The 18,191-nt window shown below is 76.0% G+C and carries 17 protein-coding genes; 9 read left to right on the forward strand and 8 right to left on the reverse strand.

Annotated features, from left to right (window positions below):
* Positions 1 to 20: 20 nt before the first annotated feature.
* The gene (locus tag PUR56_RS34730; protein WP_329951876.1) at positions 21 to 950 is read left to right on the forward strand and encodes a methyltransferase domain-containing protein; all 930 of its coding nucleotides are present in this window, start codon (positions 21 to 23) and stop codon (positions 948 to 950) included.
* Positions 951 to 1,063: 113 nt separating this feature from the next.
* On the opposite strand, the gene PUR56_RS34735 is transcribed toward PUR56_RS34730, so the two are convergent.
* Positions 1,064 to 1,624: a MarR family winged helix-turn-helix transcriptional regulator gene (locus PUR56_RS34735; protein WP_329951877.1), complete on the reverse strand. Its 561-nt coding sequence runs from the start codon at positions 1,622 to 1,624 to the stop codon at positions 1,064 to 1,066.
* A 100-nt stretch (positions 1,625 to 1,724) separates the two neighbouring features.
* On the opposite strand from PUR56_RS34735, the gene PUR56_RS34740 reads away from it, so the two are divergent.
* A complete protein-coding gene (locus tag PUR56_RS34740; protein ID WP_329951878.1) occupies positions 1,725 to 2,684 on the forward strand; it encodes an EamA family transporter in 960 nt (319 codons plus the stop codon).
* Positions 2,685 to 2,758: 74 nt separating this feature from the next.
* Positions 2,759 to 3,397, forward strand: coding sequence for an NAD(P)-dependent oxidoreductase (locus PUR56_RS34745; RefSeq protein ID WP_329951879.1), 639 nt, complete (start codon positions 2,759 to 2,761; stop codon positions 3,395 to 3,397).
* 120 nt (positions 3,398 to 3,517) lie between these two features.
* On the opposite strand, the gene PUR56_RS34750 is transcribed toward PUR56_RS34745, so the two are convergent.
* The 3 genes from PUR56_RS34750 to ypfJ form a co-directional block, all read right to left on the reverse strand.
* Entirely contained in the window at positions 3,518 to 4,255 is a 738-nt protein-coding gene (locus PUR56_RS34750; protein WP_329951880.1) for an SAVMC3_10250 family protein, read from the reverse strand.
* Between the two features lie 174 nt (positions 4,256 to 4,429).
* Positions 4,430 to 4,795 carry a hypothetical protein gene (locus tag PUR56_RS34755; RefSeq protein ID WP_329881283.1) on the reverse strand — a complete coding sequence of 122 codons (366 nt, stop codon included), beginning with the start codon at positions 4,793 to 4,795 and terminating at the stop codon, positions 4,430 to 4,432.
* A 142-nt stretch (positions 4,796 to 4,937) separates the two neighbouring features.
* Positions 4,938 to 5,837 (reverse strand): KPN_02809 family neutral zinc metallopeptidase, encoded by a 900-nt coding sequence (ypfJ, locus tag PUR56_RS34760; protein WP_329881284.1) that lies wholly within the window; start codon positions 5,835 to 5,837, stop codon positions 4,938 to 4,940.
* A gap of 430 nt (positions 5,838 to 6,267) precedes the next feature.
* Here ypfJ and PUR56_RS34765 point away from each other — a divergent pair, with 430 nt between their 5' ends.
* Positions 6,268 to 6,852, forward strand: a complete 585-nt coding sequence (locus PUR56_RS34765; RefSeq protein WP_329951881.1) for a putative glycolipid-binding domain-containing protein — start codon at positions 6,268 to 6,270, stop codon at positions 6,850 to 6,852.
* A gap of 65 nt (positions 6,853 to 6,917) precedes the next feature.
* Here the strand turns inward: PUR56_RS34765 and fusA are convergent, their stop codons facing one another.
* Positions 6,918 to 9,074: an elongation factor G gene (gene fusA, locus PUR56_RS34770; RefSeq protein ID WP_329951882.1), complete on the reverse strand. Its 2,157-nt coding sequence runs from the start codon at positions 9,072 to 9,074 to the stop codon at positions 6,918 to 6,920.
* A gap of 574 nt (positions 9,075 to 9,648) precedes the next feature.
* Between fusA and PUR56_RS34775 the strand changes: the two genes are divergently transcribed.
* Positions 9,649 to 10,056 carry a hypothetical protein gene (locus PUR56_RS34775; RefSeq protein WP_329951883.1) on the forward strand — a complete coding sequence of 136 codons (408 nt, stop codon included), beginning with the start codon at positions 9,649 to 9,651 and terminating at the stop codon, positions 10,054 to 10,056.
* Positions 10,057 to 10,208: 152 nt separating this feature from the next.
* Here the strand turns inward: PUR56_RS34775 and PUR56_RS34780 are convergent, their stop codons facing one another.
* Positions 10,209 to 11,633, reverse strand: a complete 1,425-nt coding sequence (locus tag PUR56_RS34780; protein WP_329951884.1) for an aminotransferase-like domain-containing protein — start codon at positions 11,631 to 11,633, stop codon at positions 10,209 to 10,211.
* Between PUR56_RS34780 and PUR56_RS34785 the strand changes: the two genes are divergently transcribed.
* Positions 11,632 to 12,972 carry an aminotransferase class V-fold PLP-dependent enzyme gene (locus PUR56_RS34785; RefSeq protein ID WP_329951885.1) on the forward strand — a complete coding sequence of 447 codons (1,341 nt, stop codon included), beginning with the start codon at positions 11,632 to 11,634 and terminating at the stop codon, positions 12,970 to 12,972. The genes PUR56_RS34780 and PUR56_RS34785 overlap by 2 nt on opposite strands.
* Positions 12,969 to 14,351 (forward strand): MFS transporter, encoded by a 1,383-nt coding sequence (locus tag PUR56_RS34790; protein WP_329951886.1) that lies wholly within the window; start codon positions 12,969 to 12,971, stop codon positions 14,349 to 14,351. Before PUR56_RS34785 ends, PUR56_RS34790 begins: the two co-directional genes overlap by 4 nt.
* Before the next feature lie 45 nt (positions 14,352 to 14,396).
* Here PUR56_RS34790 and PUR56_RS34795 read toward each other — a convergent pair whose 3' ends face one another.
* A complete protein-coding gene (locus PUR56_RS34795; protein ID WP_329951887.1) occupies positions 14,397 to 15,515 on the reverse strand; it encodes a DUF2690 domain-containing protein in 1,119 nt (372 codons plus the stop codon).
* A 231-nt stretch (positions 15,516 to 15,746) separates the two neighbouring features.
* On the opposite strand from PUR56_RS34795, the gene PUR56_RS34800 reads away from it, so the two are divergent.
* Entirely contained in the window at positions 15,747 to 16,424 is a 678-nt protein-coding gene (locus PUR56_RS34800; protein WP_329881292.1) for a CHAP domain-containing protein, read from the forward strand.
* 102 nt (positions 16,425 to 16,526) lie between these two features.
* Here PUR56_RS34800 and PUR56_RS34805 read toward each other — a convergent pair whose 3' ends face one another.
* Entirely contained in the window at positions 16,527 to 17,513 is a 987-nt protein-coding gene (locus PUR56_RS34805; RefSeq protein ID WP_329951888.1) for an EamA family transporter, read from the reverse strand.
* A gap of 47 nt (positions 17,514 to 17,560) precedes the next feature.
* Between PUR56_RS34805 and PUR56_RS34810 the strand changes: the two genes are divergently transcribed.
* Positions 17,561 to 18,187: a MarR family winged helix-turn-helix transcriptional regulator gene (locus tag PUR56_RS34810; protein ID WP_329951889.1), complete on the forward strand. Its 627-nt coding sequence runs from the start codon at positions 17,561 to 17,563 to the stop codon at positions 18,185 to 18,187.
* The last annotated feature ends 4 nt before the right edge of the window (positions 18,188 to 18,191 follow it).

Here is an 18,191-nt window from a genome sequence, read left to right on the forward strand (position 1 = left end):
TGTGCCGTGAGGGTGGGGGCATGACGACGACGAGCAGCACACCGGCGACCGCGACCACCCCGACCGACCGGACCGAGCCGATCGGCCCGACCACCGCCCGGCCGGACTCGATCGGCCGGCACGCCGACGGCACCGGCGCCGTCGACCCGGCCTACGTGCACGGCTACTCCCCCGCCGAGGCCCGGCGGCTCGGCGACCAGGCCGACTCCCTCGCCGAACTGCTCCACACCGGCACCGCCTACCCGCCGGGCAGCCGGGTGCTGGAGGCCGGGTGCGGCGTCGGGGCGCAGACGGTGCACCTGCTGGCCACCAGCCCGGACGCGCTGCTGACGGCCACCGACCTGTCGGCGGACTCGCTCGCCGAGGCACGCGCCCGCGTGGCGGCGGCGGCGCCCGGCGCGCACGTCACGTGGCACCACGGGGACCTGCACCACCTGCCGTTCGCGGACGGCAGCTTCGACCACCTCTTCGTCTGCTTCGTGCTGGAGCACCTCGCGGACCCGGCGGCGGCCCTGGCGGCGCTGCGCCGCGTCCTGCGTCCCGGCGGCACGGTCACGGTGATCGAGGGGGACCACGGCTCCGCCTTCTTCCACCCGCGCAGCGCGGCGGCCGACGCGGTCGTCGGCCACCTGGTCAGGCTCCAGGCGGACGCGGGCGGCGACGGCCTGCTCGGCCGGCAGCTCCATCCCCTGCTGACCGGCGCCGGTTTCCGGGACGTCATGGTCGCCCCGCGCACCGTCTACGCGGACGGCGGCCGCCCGGAGCTGATGGAGGGGTTCACCCGGCGCACCTTCGTCGCCATGGTCGAGTCGGTGCGCGACGAGGCGGTCGCGGCCGGTCTGACCACGGGCGAGGCGTTCGACCGGGGCGCCGCCGACCTCCGCCGCACGGCCGAGCCGGGCGGGACGTTCCACTACACGTTCTTCAAGGCGGTGGCGGTCAACCCTTAGCCTGCGCGGCCGGCCCGGGGTGGGCCGCCCACAGGCCGGCCCCGCCGGACGGCCCCGCTCCGGGTGGTCTCACCCGGGGCGGTCTCACTCCGGCGGTCCCACCCCGACCGGTCTCACTCCGGGTGGTCACCGAGGGCGGCGAGCAGGGTGCGCAGGGCGTCGATCAGCGCGGCGGTCTGCGTCGCGTCCAGCCCGGCGAGGATCCGGCGCTCGGTGGCGAGGTGGTCGGGGAGGGCGCGGTCGATCAGGGCGTGCCCCTCCTCGGTGAGCGCCACCTCGCGGCTGCGCCCGTCCGAACCGCTCGGGGTCCGGGTCACGAGCCCCCGGGCCTCCAGGCGGTCGAGGCGCTGGCTGATCGCGCCCGACGTGACCATCGCGCACTGCATCAGGCCGGTCGGGGTGAGGCGGTAGGGCGGGCCGCTGCGCCGGAGCGTCGCGAGGACGTCGAAGGAGGCGAAGTCCAGGCCGTGCAGGGCGAAGGTGCGCTTCAGCTCGGCGTCGATCAGCCGGGAGAGGCGGTTGAGGCGGCCGATCACCGCCATCGGCGAGACGTCGAGGTCGGGCCGCTCCGCGCCCCACTGCCCCACGACCCGGTCCACGTGGTCGGACTGCGCCGCACGGTCCGCGTGAGCGGTGCGCTGCGCGTGTTCTGGGTGTTCTGCGTGCTCTGCCACGATCCCCAGCCTAGGCGATTCCTTAGTGGTGAGATAGCTCACAGCCATCGAGCGCCTCCACCCCGCTCCAGATGCCTTAGCGCTGAGATATATTTGCTTAGTGCTAAGGAATCGCCTCGCCATCGTGCTGATCACCGCCCTGGCCCCTGCCATCTGGGGCTCCACCTACCTCGTCACGACCGAACTCCTGCCGCCCGACCGCCCGCTCCTCGCCGGAGTGCTCCGGGCCCTGCCCGCCGGACTGCTCCTCCTGGCCCTCACCCGGAAGCTCCCGAAAGGCAGCTGGTGGTGGCGCTCCCTCGTCCTGGGCGCACTCAACATCGGCGCCTTCTTCGCCCTGCTCTTCGTCGCCGCCTACCGGCTGCCCGGCGGAGTCGCGGCCACCGTCGGCGCCGTCCAACCGCTGATCGCCGCCGGCCTGTCGGCCGTCCTGCTCGGCGACCGCATCTCGCTGCGCACCCTGCTCTCCGGCATCGCCGGCGTGGCGGGCGTCAGCCTGCTCGTGCTGCGGGCCAACGCCCGACTGGACGCCCTGGGCATCGCCGCCGCGCTCGGCGGCGCGGTGGTCATGGCCACCGGCGTCGTCCTCTCCAAGCGCTGGACCTCACCGGCCCCGCTGCTCGCCGTCACCGGCTGGCAGCTCACCGCAGGCGGACTCCTGCTGCTCCCGGTCACCCTGTTCGTCGAGGGCCCGCCGCCGCCCCACCTCACCGGCGCCAACCTGCTCGGCTACGGCTACCTGAGCCTGATCGGCGCGGCCGTCGCGTACGCGCTCTGGTTCCGCGGCATCCGCGCCCTGCCGCCGACCTCCGTCACCTTCCTCGGCCTGCTCAGCCCGGTCGTCGCCACCGCGCTCGGCTGGCTCGTCCTCGGCCAGGACCTCTCGCCCGTCCAGGCCCTCGGCGCGCTGATCGTGCTCGGCTCGCTGGTCGCCGCCCAGACCCAGCGGTCGGGCACCGCGCCGAAGGCCGCGGCGGAGGCACCGCCCGCCGGGGCCGCCGGGTCGCCGCCCGAGGCCGTGGACCGCGCGCCCGCCCGGACCCGGCACCGGACCGCCTGAACGCCGGACCGCCCCGGTTCCGTCACCGCCTCGTACCCTTCCTTCCCCTTCCCGGACCTTCCAGGAGAAGTCCCATGCGCATCACCGTGTTCGGCGCGAACGGCAACGTCGGCAGCCGGGTCGTGACCGAGGCCCTCGCCCGCGGGCACCGGGTCACCGCCGTCCTGCGCGACCCCGCCCGCCCGCACCGGCTCCCACCGTCGGCCGTCATCGCCGGTGGCGACGCCCGCGACCCCGAGGACGTCCGCCGGCTCGCCGCCGACCAGGACGTGCTGATCACGGCCACCCGTCCGGCGCCCGGCCACGAGGACGAACTGGCCGTCGCCACCGAGGGCCTGCTCGCCGGTCTGACCGGAACCGGCGTGCGGCTGCTGGTCGTCGGCGGCGCCGGCAGCCTCGCCCTGCCCGGCGGCGACGGCAGGACCGTCGTCGACGACCCCGGCTTCCCCGCCGCCTGGCGTCCCATCGCCGACGCCTGCCGCGAACAGCTCGACCTGTACCGCGCCGACGCCGGGGTCGACTGGACGTACCTCAGCCCCGCCGCCCTCCTCGAACCCGGCGAGCGCACCGGCCGCTACCGACTGGGCCGGGACGAGCTCGTGGTCGACGCCGCCGGTACCTCGGCCATCTCGATGGAGGACCTCGCCGTCGCCCTGCTCGACGAGGCCGAGCACCCCGCCCACCTCCGCAGCAGGTTCACCGTGGCGTACTGAACGCCGCCCCGGCCTCCGTCACCGCCGCGCCGGCGGCCCCGCCCCGACCCTCCCGAGCCGTCCGCTCGGCGCGGGCCGGGGCACGCGGCCGGGAAGGACGCGGCCCGGGACGGGGAGGGCTCAGCGCGGGCCGGAGTGGTACTCCACCCCGAGCGGGCTGGCGACGAGGCACCGCGGCACGGCATCGGTCGCGGGGAGCACCGCGGTGACGCGGGCGTAGCCGGCCACCCGGGCGGCGGTGGAGACCTCGGGCCCGGTCAGGTCCAGCGAGCGCAGCAGGTCCCGCACACCGGGACCCGGCAGCGCGGCCGACCCGCCGGCCCCGGCGGACGCACCGTTCTCCAGGGCCAGTTCCAGCTCCAGGGCCCGGACCACCTCGCCGACCACGGTCCGGACGAAGGAGCCGCCCGAGGTCTCGGCCCCGGGGTGGTAGCCGAGCGAAGGTCCGTCGACGGCCGGCGGCGGGCCGCCGACCAGGTGGTGCGCGGAGCCGTGCAGCAGCAGCCGGCCGTCCGACTCGCGGTCGTACTCCGGGTCCTCGCCGGGCGCCGGATCGACGAACAGGACCAGGTCCTGGTGCGAACCCCGGAGGGTGACCACCCGCAGCGGCGCCTCGTAGCGGACCCACCGGCCCGGCCGCAGCCCCTGAGCGGTGAACCAGTCGGCCTGCGCGGCCAGGTACTTCTCCACCTGCCTGAGCTTCCGCCGCCGGAGCCGCTCGGCGTCCGGCCCCCGCGAGGTGACCTCGACGCCGCCGAACGGCGTGGTCAGGCCGACCGCGCCGGGCACCGGAACCGGGGATCGGTCCGACCGGAACTGCGACAGCTTGGTCTCCGACAGGTAGACGAACTCGCGCACCCGACCCCTCCCCCGGGCCCACCGGCCCTCGTGACCCGTCCGGCCGACATCCGTCCATGCTGTCACCCCGGTACGCGCGGCGGTGGCCGCCGGAGGAATTCCGGCGGCCACCGCGGTCGGGCGGGCTGGGACGGGTCGGGCGGGTCGGGCGGGGACCCGCGGCCGGGCAGGGGGTCAGGGACGGTCGAGGGTGATGGAGTTGATCGGGGTGAGGTCGGCGTAGACGCCGGCCTGCGCGGCGATGTCGTAGCCGCACCCGGCACCGTTGTAGCCCGTGCACAGGTGGGAGTGCGCGCCGCCGGACTGGTTGTTGAGCACCCAGTGCCATCCGGTCTGGTTGCGGAGGTTGTGGGCGCCGTAGCTGTAGAAGACGTCGGTCGGCGGGGTGCTCGTGCTGGCACCCTCCCCGTAGATGCAGACGGCCCCGTACGGACAGCCGTCCCACGAACCGTCGGCGGCCTGGGCGCCGGAGCTGCCCATGGCCGTGGCGGCGGCGGCCGCGAGAGCGAGCGCGGCGACGGCGTGCAGGATCTTGCGCATGGTGGATCTCCCTCTGGTGCGGCCGGTACGGCCTGTCCGGCCGGTGCCCGGCCAGTGCTCAGCAGCGTAGGAAGGGCCCGGCGGCAGCGGTCCCTGACGGATGACAGGGTGGCCCCGGCGGAGGCCCCGCAGGCGGCACGGGTCAGCGCTGCGCGGCGAAGGTGTCGCAGCGGGCCGGGTCGCCGGTGCGGTAGCCGGTGGTGAACCAGGCCCTGCGCTGGTCGGCGGAGCCGTGGGTCCAGGTGTCCGGGTCGATCCGGCCGGTCGCCTGCTGCTGGATCCGGTCGTCACCGACGGCCGCCGCCGCGTCCAGCCCCTGCGCGATGTCCTGGTCGGTCAGCGTGCTGATCAGCGGCCGTCCGGTGGACGCCTGCGGTGTGGTGGTGGCGTGGTGGGCCCAGACGCCGGCGTAGCAGTCGGCCTGGAGTTCGAGCTTGACGGAGCCGCTGTTCTGCCCCTGCCGGTCCCGGCCGACCTTCTGCATCGTCCCGGTGAGGTTCTGGATGTGGTGGCCGTACTCGTGGGCCACCACGTACGCCTCGGCGAACGGGCCGCCGCGGGCGCCGAAACGGGTGGAGAGGTCGGAGAAGAACCCGAGGTCGAAGTAGGCGCGGAGGTCCGCGGGGCAGTAGAACGGGCCGACGGCGGAACTCGCCGCGCCGCAGGCGGTGGAGACCCGGTCGGTGAACAGGACCGTCTCGGCCGGACGGTAGGCGGACCCGAGGCGGGGCAGTTCGCCGCCCCAGTACTCCTGGAGGCTGTTGGTCACGGCGACGATCCGGCAGTCCTGCCGGCGGTTGGCGTCGGCACCGGTCCGGCAGACCTGCTGCACCTCGCCGGCCGTCGTGGCCCGCGCGGCCCCGCCGCTCCCCTCCGTGCCGTCCGAGAGACCGAGGACGCTCGGGTCGACACCGAACAGCACGGCGATCAGGACGGCGATCAGACCGGCCGCGCCGCCCCCGACGGCGACCTTCCCGCCGGGGATGCCGCGCCGGTCGCTCACCTGCGAAGTGTCGAGGTCCCCCTGGTCGTCGAACTGCATGCCTGCCCGTCCCTCGTGGTGGGTGCGGCGCCTTCGGCGCCGGGCGGCCGGGCCCGGCCGCCCGGCCACGCTAGCCGTTCACCCCGGCCCCACCACGGAAGGACGCGCAGGTCAGGGCCGGTTTCCGGGCCTACGGGGCGGCCCCCCGGGCCCGGGCCTCGCCGGGCTCCTCCGTCAGCCGGGTCGCGCCGGCCGGCGGGTCGGGCCACCGCGTGCCGTCGAGCGCCTCCGGCGAGCCGTGCGCCGCCCGGTCCCCGCGATCCCCGCTCCCCGGGCGGTCGGTCTCCCGATGCCCGCACGTGCCCTCCCGCGAACGGCCCCGTCCGCAGCACCCGCCTCCTGGACGATCACGCTCGGCCCTGCGGTTCCGCCGCACGCGACGGACCGCCGTCCACGGGCCGGAGGTCGTCCGGGGAGTACGGTGGCGGGCATGATCACTCACCTCGTCCCCACCTGGCGGGTGGCCGGGAGTCGCGGCGTGGAGACCGCGTGGGTCGGGCTCGGCGACGGCGAGCTGCACGCCCGCGGCCGTGTCGTCGGCACGGTACCGGCGCCGTACTGGCTGAGCTACGAGCTGGAGACCGGCCCCGCCTGGATCACCCGGCGGCTCCGGGTGCGTGCCGAATCGGCAGACGGTGAGCGGGAGTTGGACCTGCGGCAGGAGGGCGGACGGTGGACGGTGAACGGCGTGCACCGTCCGGAGCTGAACGGGGCGCTCGACTGCGACCTCGGCCTCTCCCCGCTCACCGCCACCATGCCGGTGCTCCGTCACCGGCTGCACCGGAGACCGGGTGAGCAGGACTTCCTGATGGCCCGGGTCCGGGTGCCCGGACTGACGGTGCACCCCTCCCCCCAGACCTACACCCACCTGCTCCCGGCCGGGGAGGGCACGGGGGCCGGCGCCGGGGAGGCCGTGACCGTCCGGTACCGGTGCGGGGACCACACCGGTGACCTGCTGTTGGACGGGCACGGCCTGGTCCTCGACCACCCCGGGCTGGCCCGCCGCCTGCCCTGAACCGCCGGCGCCCTCCGTGGCCCCCGGCCGGGCCCGCCCTGCGGGGCGGGCCCGACCGAACCGGCCTACCGGGCCGCCGGCGCCGGGGCGTACCCGGCGGGCCGGGTGGTGAACGTGCCCCGGCCCTGGGTCCGGCTGCGCAGACCGGTCGCGTAGCCGAAGAGCTCGGCCAGCGGCACGACCGCCGTCACGACCGCCGTGCCGCCACGCGGAGCGGAGCCCTGGACCCGGCCGCGACGGGCGGCGAGGTCACCGAGCACGGCGCCGACGGCCTCCTGCGGCACCGTCACCGTCACCTCGGCGACCGGTTCCAGCAGCACCATGCGGGAGGCGCGCAGGGCCTCGCGCAGGGCGAGCCGGCCGGCGGTGCGGAACGCCAGGTCCGAGGAGTCCTTCGGGTGGGTGGCCCCGTCGGTCAGGGTGACCCGCAGCCCCGTGACCGGATGGCCGCCGAGCGGTCCGTCGGCGAGCGCGTCGCGGCAGCCTGCCTCGACCGCCTGGACGTACTCCCTCGGTACCCGGCCGCCCGTGACGGCGGACGCGAACACGAAGCCCTCCACCGCCCCGCCGTCCGGCCCGGCCGGATCCACGTCGAGCGGCGCCACGTCGAGCACGACGTGCGCGAACTGGCCTGCGCCGCCGTCCTGTTTGACGTGCCGGTAGACCAGGCCGGAGACGCCGCGCCCGACGGTCTCCCGGTGGGAGACCTGCGGGCGCCCGACGCTCACCTCCAGCCCCTGCTCCCGGCGGATCCTCTCCACCGCCACCTCCAGGTGCAGTTCGCCCAGGCCGGACAGCACGCGCTGCCCGGTCTCCGGGTCGGTACGGACGACCAGGGACGGGTCCTCCTCGGCCAGCCGGGCGAGGGCGGTGGCAAGCCGGTCGGAGTCGACGGACCGCCTGGCCTCGACGGCCACCGTGACCACCGGTTCCGCCGCGACCGTCGGTTCCAGGACCAGGGGCGCCGTGGGTGCGCAGAGGGTCGCTCCGGCGCGCGCCGCCTTGACGCCGACCACCGCGACGATGTCGCCCGCGACGGCCGTGCCGACCTCGGTCCGGCGGTCGGCCTGGACCCGCAGGATCCGGGCGATCCGCTCGGTGCGGCCACTGCCCGCGTCCAGCACGGTGTCCCCCTGGCGCAACGTGCCCGCGTAGACGCGCAGGTAGGTGAGCCGGCCGGTGGAGCTGACGGTCACCTTGAACACCAGCGCGGTGAGCGGACCGTCCGGGTCCGCAGGCCGCTCCTCCTCGCCGGAGCCCGCGGTGGCGGCGTCCCGGGTGCCAGTGGACGTCCCCACCGGGTTGCCGCGCACCGCCGGTACGTCCAGCGGCGACGGCAGGTAGGCGACGACGGCCGACAGCAGCGGCTCGATCCCCCGGTTGCGGTAGGCCGAACCGCACAGCACCACCACGGCCTCACCACTGCGGGTGAGGTCGCGCAGCGCACCGGCCAGCGTCGCGGCGGAGAGCGCCGCGTGCTCGCAGTACTCCTCCAACGCGCCCGGATGGAGCCCGGCCACCGTCTCGTCCAGCTGCCGGCGGCGGCGCCCGGCCTCGGCCAGCAGTCCCTCCGGTACCGGACCCTCCCGGTAGCCGTCTCCCTCGGGGCCGTCGTCCCAGGTCAGGGCACGCATCGTCAGCAGGTCGACCACGCCGACGAAACCGTCCTCGCACCCGATCGGCAGCTGGACGGCGAGCGGCGCGGGGTGCAGCCGCTCCCGGATGGAGGCGACCGCCGCGTCGAGGTCGGCGCCCGCGCGGTCGAGCTTGTTGACGAAGGCGATGCGCGGCACGCCGTGCCGGTCGGCCTGGCGCCAGACGGACTCGCTCTGCGGCTCCACCCCCGCGACGGCGTCGAAGACCGCGACCGCCCCGTCCAGGACCCGGAGCGAACGCTCGACCTCGTCGGCGAAGTCGACGTGCCCGGGGGTGTCGATCAGGTTGATCCGGTGGCCGTCCCAGGTGCAACTGACCGCCGCGGCCGAGATGGTGATGCCCCGTTCGCGTTCCTGCGGGTGGCAGTCGGTGAAGGCGGTGCCCTCGTGGACCTCGCCGCGCTTGTGGATGGTGCCGGTCAGGAAGAGGATCCGCTCGGTGACGGTGGTCTTGCCGGCGTCCACGTGGGCGAGGATGCCCAGGTTGCGGAGGGTGCGGACGGCGGGAAGGCCGGTGGCGTGGGTGGTGCCGGTGGTGCCGGTGAGGTGGCGGACGTCGGTGCGCATGGCCCGGTGCCTTTCGGGGTGTTCCTGGAAAGGGGCGGCGCGATTGCGGCGACGGCACGGACGGCGGCCCGGCCGGGAGACGGCTCGGGGCGGCGGCCCCGGGAGCGGGGCCCGGGCGTCCGGTGGACGGCCCGGTGTCAGGCGTGCGTCGCGGGAGTCCGGTGCCGGCCGCGCAGCGGGCACCGGGCGCGCGAGGACACCAGGATCACCTCGTACCGGGACGAGGGGACGACGACAGCGGTGCGGTAACGCACGACCGGCCTCCCTCGACTCGTCACGGTGCGCACCACCACCCGGAGCGGGGCGGCGCGCTGTTGCGTGCCCGAGTGTAGGGAGTCGACCACCCGCCGGTCACCGGGTTTTCCGGCGGCGGCCCTCCTCCGGGTCGGGCGCGGCGGTGTCGGTCGATCCGCGGCTGACCCCGCGTCACCCGGCGGGCATCTTCGTGTCATCTGCCAGTACGACGGCCGGCCGTGGTGGAGAAGACTCTGCGCCACGACCGCGACCCGGCGGCCCTCCGGAACCCGGAGGGCAGCCGTGGCCGCGCAACAGGACGCACAGGAGGGGGCGGCACGTGAGCGTGCAGGCCGAGGACGTCGCGGCGATGGAGCGGATGTGCCGCGCCGTCCACCGGAGCGTGGTGCCGGGCGGGGAGTTCTTCGTGCTCGCCCAGAAGCCCGACTACCGGTTCGACTGTCCGTCCCTGGACACGTACGGGTTCCGCTGCGAAGCGACCGGCGAGGAGAGCGGGACGGACCCACGGGTGCGGATCACGGCCCTCCTGGACCCGCAGCCGATCAGCGTCGTGAGCACGGCGCCGCGCCGGGAGGTCTACGAGGAGTGCCTGCGGGCGGCCGGGTTCCGTGAGCTCGGGCGGGTTCCGCTGCGGGTGTCCGAGGCCGGTGTCCGCGCGTTCGGCGAGGAGTTCTGGGCGGACCTCCTCGCGTACCCGCCGCTCGAGATGCTGCGCTGCCGCGCCTGACCGGCGGTGAGGGTCGGCCGCTCTCCGGCCGGACCGCCCGCCCGGGCACGCCCGGGCCGCCCCCGGGGGAACTGACGTTCCGCGCACCGCTGTTCACCGGTCGGCGTCGCCGCACCGGCGCCGGGCAGCGTGCTCCGATCACCGCGCCCCGATCACCGCACGACGGCGGCGGCCAGCCGGCGCACGGCCTCGACGAGATCGGCCTGGTCCGCGGCCGCCGCGAAGCCGAGCCGCAGATGGGCGGCGGGCGGCTCGGCCGGGAAGTAGCGCCGGCCCGCGTTGACCGCGACGCCGGCCACCCGGGCGGCGTCGGCGACCGCACCGTCCGCGAGCGGCTCCGGCAGCCTCAGCCAGAGGTGGAGCCCACCGGCCGGGATCCGGACGGGTACCCAGTCGGGGAGGTCCTGGGCGAGCGCGCCGGACAGGACGGCGCAGCGTTCGCCCAGCGCCGTGCCGAGCGTGCGCAGGTGGCGGTCCCAGGCGGGGGTGGAGAGCAGCTCGACGGCGGCCTCCTGGAGCGGGCGGGCGACGAAGAAGTCGTCGACCAGCCGCATGCCGCGCAGCCGGCCCATGACCGGGCCCCGGGCGACAAGCGCACCGATCCGCAGGCTGGGCGAGGCGGGCTTGGTGAGCGAGGTGAGGTGGACGACCGTGCCGTCGCGGTCGTCGGCGACCAGCGGCGGAGGCACGGGGCGGCCGTGGCCGAGGTGGCGGGCGAAGTCGTCCTCGATCAGGAAGGCTCCGGCGGCGCGGGCGACGTCGACGATCTGGCGGCGGCGGTCCGGGGGCAGCACGGTGCCGGTGGGGTTGTGGAAGGTCGGCTGGCAGTAGAGGAGCCGGGCGCCGGTCATGGCGAAGGCGTCGGCCAGCAGGTCGGGGCGCAGGCCGTCCTCGTCGATCGGGACGGGGACGGGGCGCAGCCCGGCGGCGCGGGCGGCGGCGAGCGCGCCGGGGTAGGTGGGCGACTCGACGAGGACGGGGCTGTCGGGCGCGGCGATCGCCCGGAAGAGCATGGAGAGCGCGCCCTGGCCGCCGCCGGTGACCAGCACGTCCTCGGGGCGGACCCCCGGTCCGGCCTGGCGGGCGAGGATCGCGCGCAGCGGCGCGAGGCCGACGGCGGGCGCGCGGCGCCACGCGTCGGGTCGGCGGGCGGCGCGCGCCAGGGCGGCGCCGAGTGCCCGGACGGGCTGGAGGTTCTCGTGCAGGTATCCGCCGGCGAGGCTGATCGTTCCGGCCGGCGCCGTGGCCGACGTGTCGTCGGTCCCTCCGGGCTCGGCTCCGGGGTCGCCGCCCGGCGCCTGCGGACGGCCGGCCAGGGCGACGGCCTGCCAGGAGGTGTCGGGCGCCTGGCTGCCGGGGCGGGAGCGACGGACGGCGACGAAGGTCCCGCTCCCGGGACGGGTCACCACCAGTCCCTCGGCGGCCAGTTGGGCGATCGCGCGGGAGACGGTGACCGGCCCGACGCCGTGGCGGGCGATCAGGTCGCGGCTGCTGGGCAGCCGGGCGCCCGGCGGGAGACCGGCGACCTCCCGGCGAAGGATCCCCACGAGTGCGCCAGTACTGCTACCGTCGGACATGAAGAACAACAATAGCGCTTTCCCCTCCTCCCCGGAACCGCTCTCCGGTGGGAAGCCCCCGACCGGGCCGTCCGGACCCGCCGGGCAGCCGCTCGACCTCGCCGCGCCGTTCGACCTCGCCGCACTGCGGGCCGACACGCCCGGCTGCGAGTCCGTGATCCACTTCAACAACGCCGGCTGCGGCCTGATGCCCCGTCCGGTGCTCCGGGCGATGGTCGACCACCTCCGGCTGGAGGCCACCGTCGGCGGGTACGAGGCCTCCGCCGCCCGTGCCGCCGAGGTCGCCGACTTCCACGCCTCGGTCGCCGAGCTGATCAACGCCGGCCCCGACACGATCGCCTTCGCCGGCAGCGCCACCCACGCCTACGCCAAGGCCCTCTCCGCCGTCGACTTCCGGCCCGGCGACATCGTCCTCACCACCCGCAACGACTTCGTCTCGAACCAGATCGCCTTCCTCGCGCTGCGCCGCCGCTTCGGCGTCGAGATCGTGCACGCCCCGGACCACCCGGACGGCAGCGGGGTCGACGTCGCGGCGATGGCCGCCCTGATGCGCGGCCGGCGGCCCCGGCTGGTCGCCGCCACCCACGTCCCCACCAACTCCGGACTCGTCCAGCCGGTCGCCGAGATCGGCCGGCACTGCCGGGAACTCGACCTGCTCTACCTGGTCGACGCCTGCCAGTCCGTCGGCCAGTACGAGATCGACGTCGAGGAGATCGGCTGCGACCTGCTCACCGCGACCTGTCGCAAGTTCCTGCGCGGGCCCCGCGGTTCGGGCTTCCTGTACGCCTCCGAGCGAGTCCTCCGGGCCGGGTACGAGCCGCTGTTCATCGACATGCACGGCGCCCGCTGGACGGCGCCCGGCGAGTACCGGCCGGTGGACACGGCGGCCCGGTTCGAGGAGTGGGAGTTCCCCTACGCGACCGTGCTCGGCAGCGCCGCCGCCGTCCGCTACGCGCTGCGGGTCGGCCCGGCGGCGGTCGCCCGGCGGACCCCGGCGCTCGCCGCCGCGCTCCGCGAACGGCTCGCGGAACTCCCCGGTGTCCGCCTGCTCGACGGCGGGCCGGCGCCCGCCGCGCTGGTGACCTTCGCCGTGCCGGGCTGGGAGGCCGGGGCGTTCAAGGCGGCGCTGGACGCCCGGGCCGTCAACTCCGCCCTCAGTTTCCGCGAGTTCGCGCAGTTCGACTTCGCCGACAAGGACGTGGAGTGGTGCCTGCGCCTGTCGCCGCACTACTACAACACCGAGGAGGAGGTCGACGAGGTGGCCGAGAGCGTCGGCAGGCTGCTCCGCGGCGGGCCCGCCGCGGCAGCGGCGTCCGGAACGGGCGCGGTGACCGGATGATGACGGGCGTTCCGACGAGCTCGGCAACGGCCACGACCGCCGCGACCGCCGCGACATCAACGACATCCACGGCGCCGTCCGCGGGCGTTCCGGCCGAGAAACTCCGGCTCGACCGCGACTTCCACCGCTTCCGGGTCGGCGAAACGGTCTCGCTGCTCGGCACCCAGGTCACCAACCTGGCCCTGCCGCTGACCGCCATCCACGCCTTCGGCGCAAGCGACGAACAGGTCGGGCTGCTCCGCTTCCTCCAGCTCGCCCCCTACCTCGGGCTGGCGCTGCTGATCGGGGTCTGGACCGACCGCGTACGGCGGCGGCCGGTCATGCTGGGTGCCAACCTGGTCCGGCTGGTCCTGCTCGCCCTCGTCCCGCTGCTCTCGTGGTGGCACGTCCTGAACCTGCCGGTGCTCCTGGTGATCGCCTGCGCGGTCGGCGTCGCCTCGGTGGCGTTCGACGTGAGCTGGATGTCGTACGTGCCGGTGCTGGTCCGGAGCCCCGAGCGCTACGTGGAGGCGAGCGCCCGGTTGGGTGTCAGCAGCTCGGCGGCCGAGGTCGCCGGCCCGGGGCTGGCCGGCGCCCTGGTCTCGGCGCTCACCGCGCCGGTCGCGCTGGTGGTCGACGCCTGCTCGTACGCGGTGTCGCTCGTCTCGCTGCTGCTGATCCGCACCCGGGAGCCGCGACCGGCCCCGGCCGCCGAACGGCACCTGCTCACCGAGCTGCGGGACGGCCTGGGCCAGGTGTTCCGCAACGGCGTGCTGCGGTCGCTCGCACTGATCGGGTTCTGCTGCAACTTCTCCATGGTCTCGGTCTGGACGCTGTTCCTGCTCCACGGCACCCACGACCTGCGGCTCGGCCCGGCCGCCCTCGGCGGGGTCCTCACCACCGCCTCGGTGGGCGGGCTGACCGGCGCGCTGCTCTCGCGGCGGGTCATCGCGCGGTTCCCGCTCGGCCGGGTCTATCCGGTGGCCCAGTCGGCGCTGCTGCTCGGCCCGGTCCTGGCCGCCGTCGCCGCCGGGCCGCGGCCGTCGGTGATCGCGCTCTGCGCGCTCTCCTTCTTCACCAGCTACCTGGGTCTGGGGGTCGCCGGGGTGGTCATCGTCAGCCTGCGTCAGTCGCTGACCCCGCAGTCGATGATGGGCCGGATGACCGCGGCGTTCCGCACCCTGCTCTTCGGCGGCGGCGCGCTCGGCGGGCTCTCCGCCGGGCTGCTGGCCGGGCGGGTGGGCGCCGAGAGCGCGCTGCGCATGGCGGCGGCCGGCTCGGCGGTGGTGGTGGTCGGGCTGGTCCTCTCCCCGGTGGTCCGCCTGCGCTCGCTGCCCGCGGCCCCGACCGACCGGCCGCCACCGGGGCCGCGCGGGGGAGCGGAGGCGGGGACGCGGTGAACCGGCCCCACCTCCCGGGCCGCCCGGCGGAGCACCGGCCCGCCGTCACGACGGCGCCGGGGTGGGGGGCTCGCCGGCGCAGACCGTGCCGCGCGCGTCGATGATCGCGCAGGCCCGGGCGTCGGTGGGGCCGGCCGACCGCACCATCTGGGTGTGCGCGGTGCGGCCGGTCTGCTGCCGGTACTCCTCCTGGTCGGGCGGCGTCCCCTCCCGGCCGAACACCTGGACGCGGTCGCCCGGCGAGCTGCCCGAGATCCTGGCCCAGGCAGCCCGGCATCCGGGGCTGTAGCGGAGCTCCACGTGGACGCCGAAGTCCCGGCCCTGCGCGGTGGTGACGGCGTCGTTCATGCAGACGGTGCTGTTCGGCTCGGTGTGCACGCAGCTGTCGGCACGGCAGGTGGCGGTCGCGGTGGCACCCACGACCGCCCCGGCCTGCGCGGGCGGGGTCACCGGTCCGGAGGCGGCCCGCCCGGGGGCGGCCTGTCCGGGGGCGGCCTGTCCGGGGGACGCCGAGGCGGCGGCCGGCGGGAGCGCGCGGGCCCCGTCCTCCGGACCGGACGGCGCCGGACCGAGCAGATGGTGGACGAGCAGGCCCCCCGCGACCACGCCCGCCAGTGCGGCTGCCGCCCCCGCCGACCAGGCCACCCAGTGCCGGGGCCGGTCCGCCGGCGGGGCGTCGGACGGTGCGGTGCCACCGGTAACGGCACCGGCCCGGGCGTCGCGGGCCGGTGCGGCGCCGACCGGCGCGGGAACACCGACCGCGCCGTCGGGACCGCCGGAACCGGCCGAACCGCCCGGCAGCGGCACCTTCGGCCCCCGGACGGGCCCGACACGTTCCTCCGGGACACCGCCCGGTGTCCCGGAGCGGAGCTCCTCGTCCACCCGGGCGCGCAGGGCGAGCGCCGCGTCGAGGTCCTCCGCGGCGAGCCGGTAACACGACCAGAGCGCGCGGATCGCCGGCTCCGGCGCCGGGTACCGCCCGTCGGAACTCTCGTAGCGCGACACCGTCGTCTGGGCGACGCCGAGCCGCCGGGCCACCGTCTTCTGCGGCAGCTCGCCGGCCCGGGTGCGCCAGCCGCGCAGGGTCCGCGCCAGCTCCACCCGGGCCGACGGGACCGCTCCGTCGCCCTCCGCACCCGCCCCGATGACTCCCGTGTCCGGCATCCGTCCGCTCCCCTCTGCCTCGGCCCTGTGCATATCCGCAGATCAGCGCGATGCATATCCGGACCGCATACGAATGAGTAACCAGCTGATCGCGCAGCGTAGAAGTCCGCGCCCCGGCCGTGCAACGCTGATGACCAGCCGGTGAGGAACCCCGGCGAACACCCACCCCCTCCCGTACCCGGGCCGCCGCATGCCGTCCGGGGAGCGGGAATGCACTCGAAGGAGTCACGGATGCACACCAACCGTCACCTCACGCTCGCCGCCTTCAAGCAGCGTGCGGGCCGCACCGTCGCCGTCGCCGCCCTGGCGGCGGCGGCGCTCACCGGGACCGGCGCGGCGGACGCGCTCACCCTCCCGACCGCGCCGGCCGCCGCCGTCACCACCGACGTCGCGGACCTCGCCACCGGGGCCGGCTCCGCCGAGCTGCGGGAGGGTGCGGCCGCGCCGGCGGCGGCTACCCTCCGGGACCGGATCGTGGCCGCCGCGCGCGGCCAGATCGGGGTCACCGAGAGCAGCTCGGCCTGCCAGAAGTACCTCACCGGAAAGGGCCAGACCTGCCGCAACACCTCCTGGTGCGCGGCGTTCGCCGAGTGGACCTGGCGGCAGGCCGGGGTGAAGAACGGCCCGACCACCCTGCTCGGGCGCGGGGTCGGCAAGTGGGGGCAGGAGCACCACCTCTTCCACACCGGCTCGCCCAAGCCCGGCGACCTCGTCGTCTACGGCCCGCCGGCCTACGCGCGCGGCGGCCACGTCGGCGTGGTGGTCTCGGTGAACCGCGACGGCACCCTCGACACCGTCGAGGGCAACGTGAGCAACAAGGTGACCCACCGCCACATCAACCCGCGCACCGCCACGGGCGGCACGAAGAACTGGAAGATCTCCGGCTACGTGACGCCGCCCGGCGCCTGATCCCACCCGGTCAGACACCGGCACCGACGGCCCCGGCCCGGCGCCGCTCCTCCCACCCCCGGAGGACGCGGCCCGGGCCGGGGCCTCGTCGTCCCCGCCCCGTCAGGGTTCCTGCCGGCAGACCTCCCGCCCCGGCGCCGACCGGCCGACACCCCCCGGCCGACCGCCTGCCGGCTCGCCGCCCTCCTCCACGGCAGGCCCCGCTCCGGCAGGCACCGCGCCGGTCGGCACCGCTCCGGTCGGCGCCCGGCGCGGCCGTCCGAGCACGACACCGGCCAGGACCAGTACCAGTCCCGCCAGTTGCAGCGGCCCCAGCGTCTCGCCCGCCACCGCCGTACCGAGCAGCACGCCGGTCAGCGGGTTGAGCAGGCCCAGCAGGCCGACCGTGCCGGCCGGCAGGTGACGCAGCCCGGCGAACCAGACCGCGAACGCCAGCGCGGTCGCCACCACCGCGACGTAGCCGAAGGCGAGCAGTTCCCGGCCGGACGGCACGACGGGCGCGCCCTCCGCCACCGCCGCCACCGGAAGGAGCACCAGGCCGCCGGCCACCAGCTGCCACGCGGTCGTGGCGAGCACGTCGGCGCCGTCCCGCCACCGCCCGGCGAGCACGTAGCCGAGCGAGGAGACCAGCATCGCCGCCGCCGAGGCGGCCAGGCCGGGCAGGCTCACCGCCCCGGCCCGGGTGAGCAGCATCAGGCAGACCCCGCCCAGACCGACGACCGCCCCGACCAGGTGGGCGCGGGCCGGGCGCGCGGCGGTCAGCGCCCAGGCGAGCAGCAGCATCGTCAGCGGGGAGGCCGCCATCACGGTGGAGGCGACGCTGGTGGCGAGCAACTGGGAGGCGACGTAGAGCAGGACGAAGAAGCTCGCCGTGTTGAGCAGCCCCAGCAGCGCCGAGCGCCACCACCACGCTCCGCGCGGGCGCCGGGGGCGGAGCGCCAGCAGGAGCAGCCCGGCGGGCAAGGCGCGCAGGGCCGCGCCCCAGAGCGGGCGGTCGGCCGGGAGGTACTCCCGGGTGACGAAGTAGTTCGCCCCCCACGCCACCGGCGCGACGGCGGTCAGCAGCACCCACCGGAAACTGGCTTCCATGGAAGACAACATATCTTCCATGGAAGCTATTCGGCTAGGATGTCCCCATGGCGAACGAGCACGGCCACGAGCCGGACCCGGCGCAGGACCCGGCACAGGACCACGTCTCCCTGATCCAGGCCGCGTGGCACCGGGAGCGGCCCGACCTCGACGTCGCCCCCCAGGCGGTCATCGGCCGGTTGCACCGGCTGGCCGTCCGGCTCACCGAGGAGCTCTGCCTGGTCTACGGACGGTACGGGCTGGGCGAGGGCGAGTTCGACGTCCTGGCCACGCTGCGCCGGGCCGGGGCACCGTTCGAGCGGGCCCCCGGCGAACTGGCCGCCCACACCATGGTCACCACCGGCGCGATGACCAAGCGGGTCGACCGGCTGGAGCGGGCCGGGCTCGTCACCCGCCGCCGCAGCGAGGCCGACGGGCGGGGCCGGGTCGTCGCCCTCACCGAGGCCGGCCGGCGGCTGATCGACGAGGCGTTCACCGCCCACATGCGCAACGAGCACCGGCTGCTGGGCCACCTCTCCCCCGAGGAGGCGTCCGCGCTGGAGGTGCTGCTGACGGCCTGGCAGCGCCGCCTCGACCACCCGGGCCCGGACACCCGGGATCCCGAAACCCGCGAGCCGGACGGCGCCGCACCCGACGGCGACGGGCCGGGCGGCGACAGCCCGGCGGCCACCTGACCCG

This window comes from Streptomyces sp. BE303 (assembly GCF_036290945.1).
Lineage (GTDB): Bacteria > Actinomycetota > Actinomycetes > Streptomycetales > Streptomycetaceae > Kitasatospora.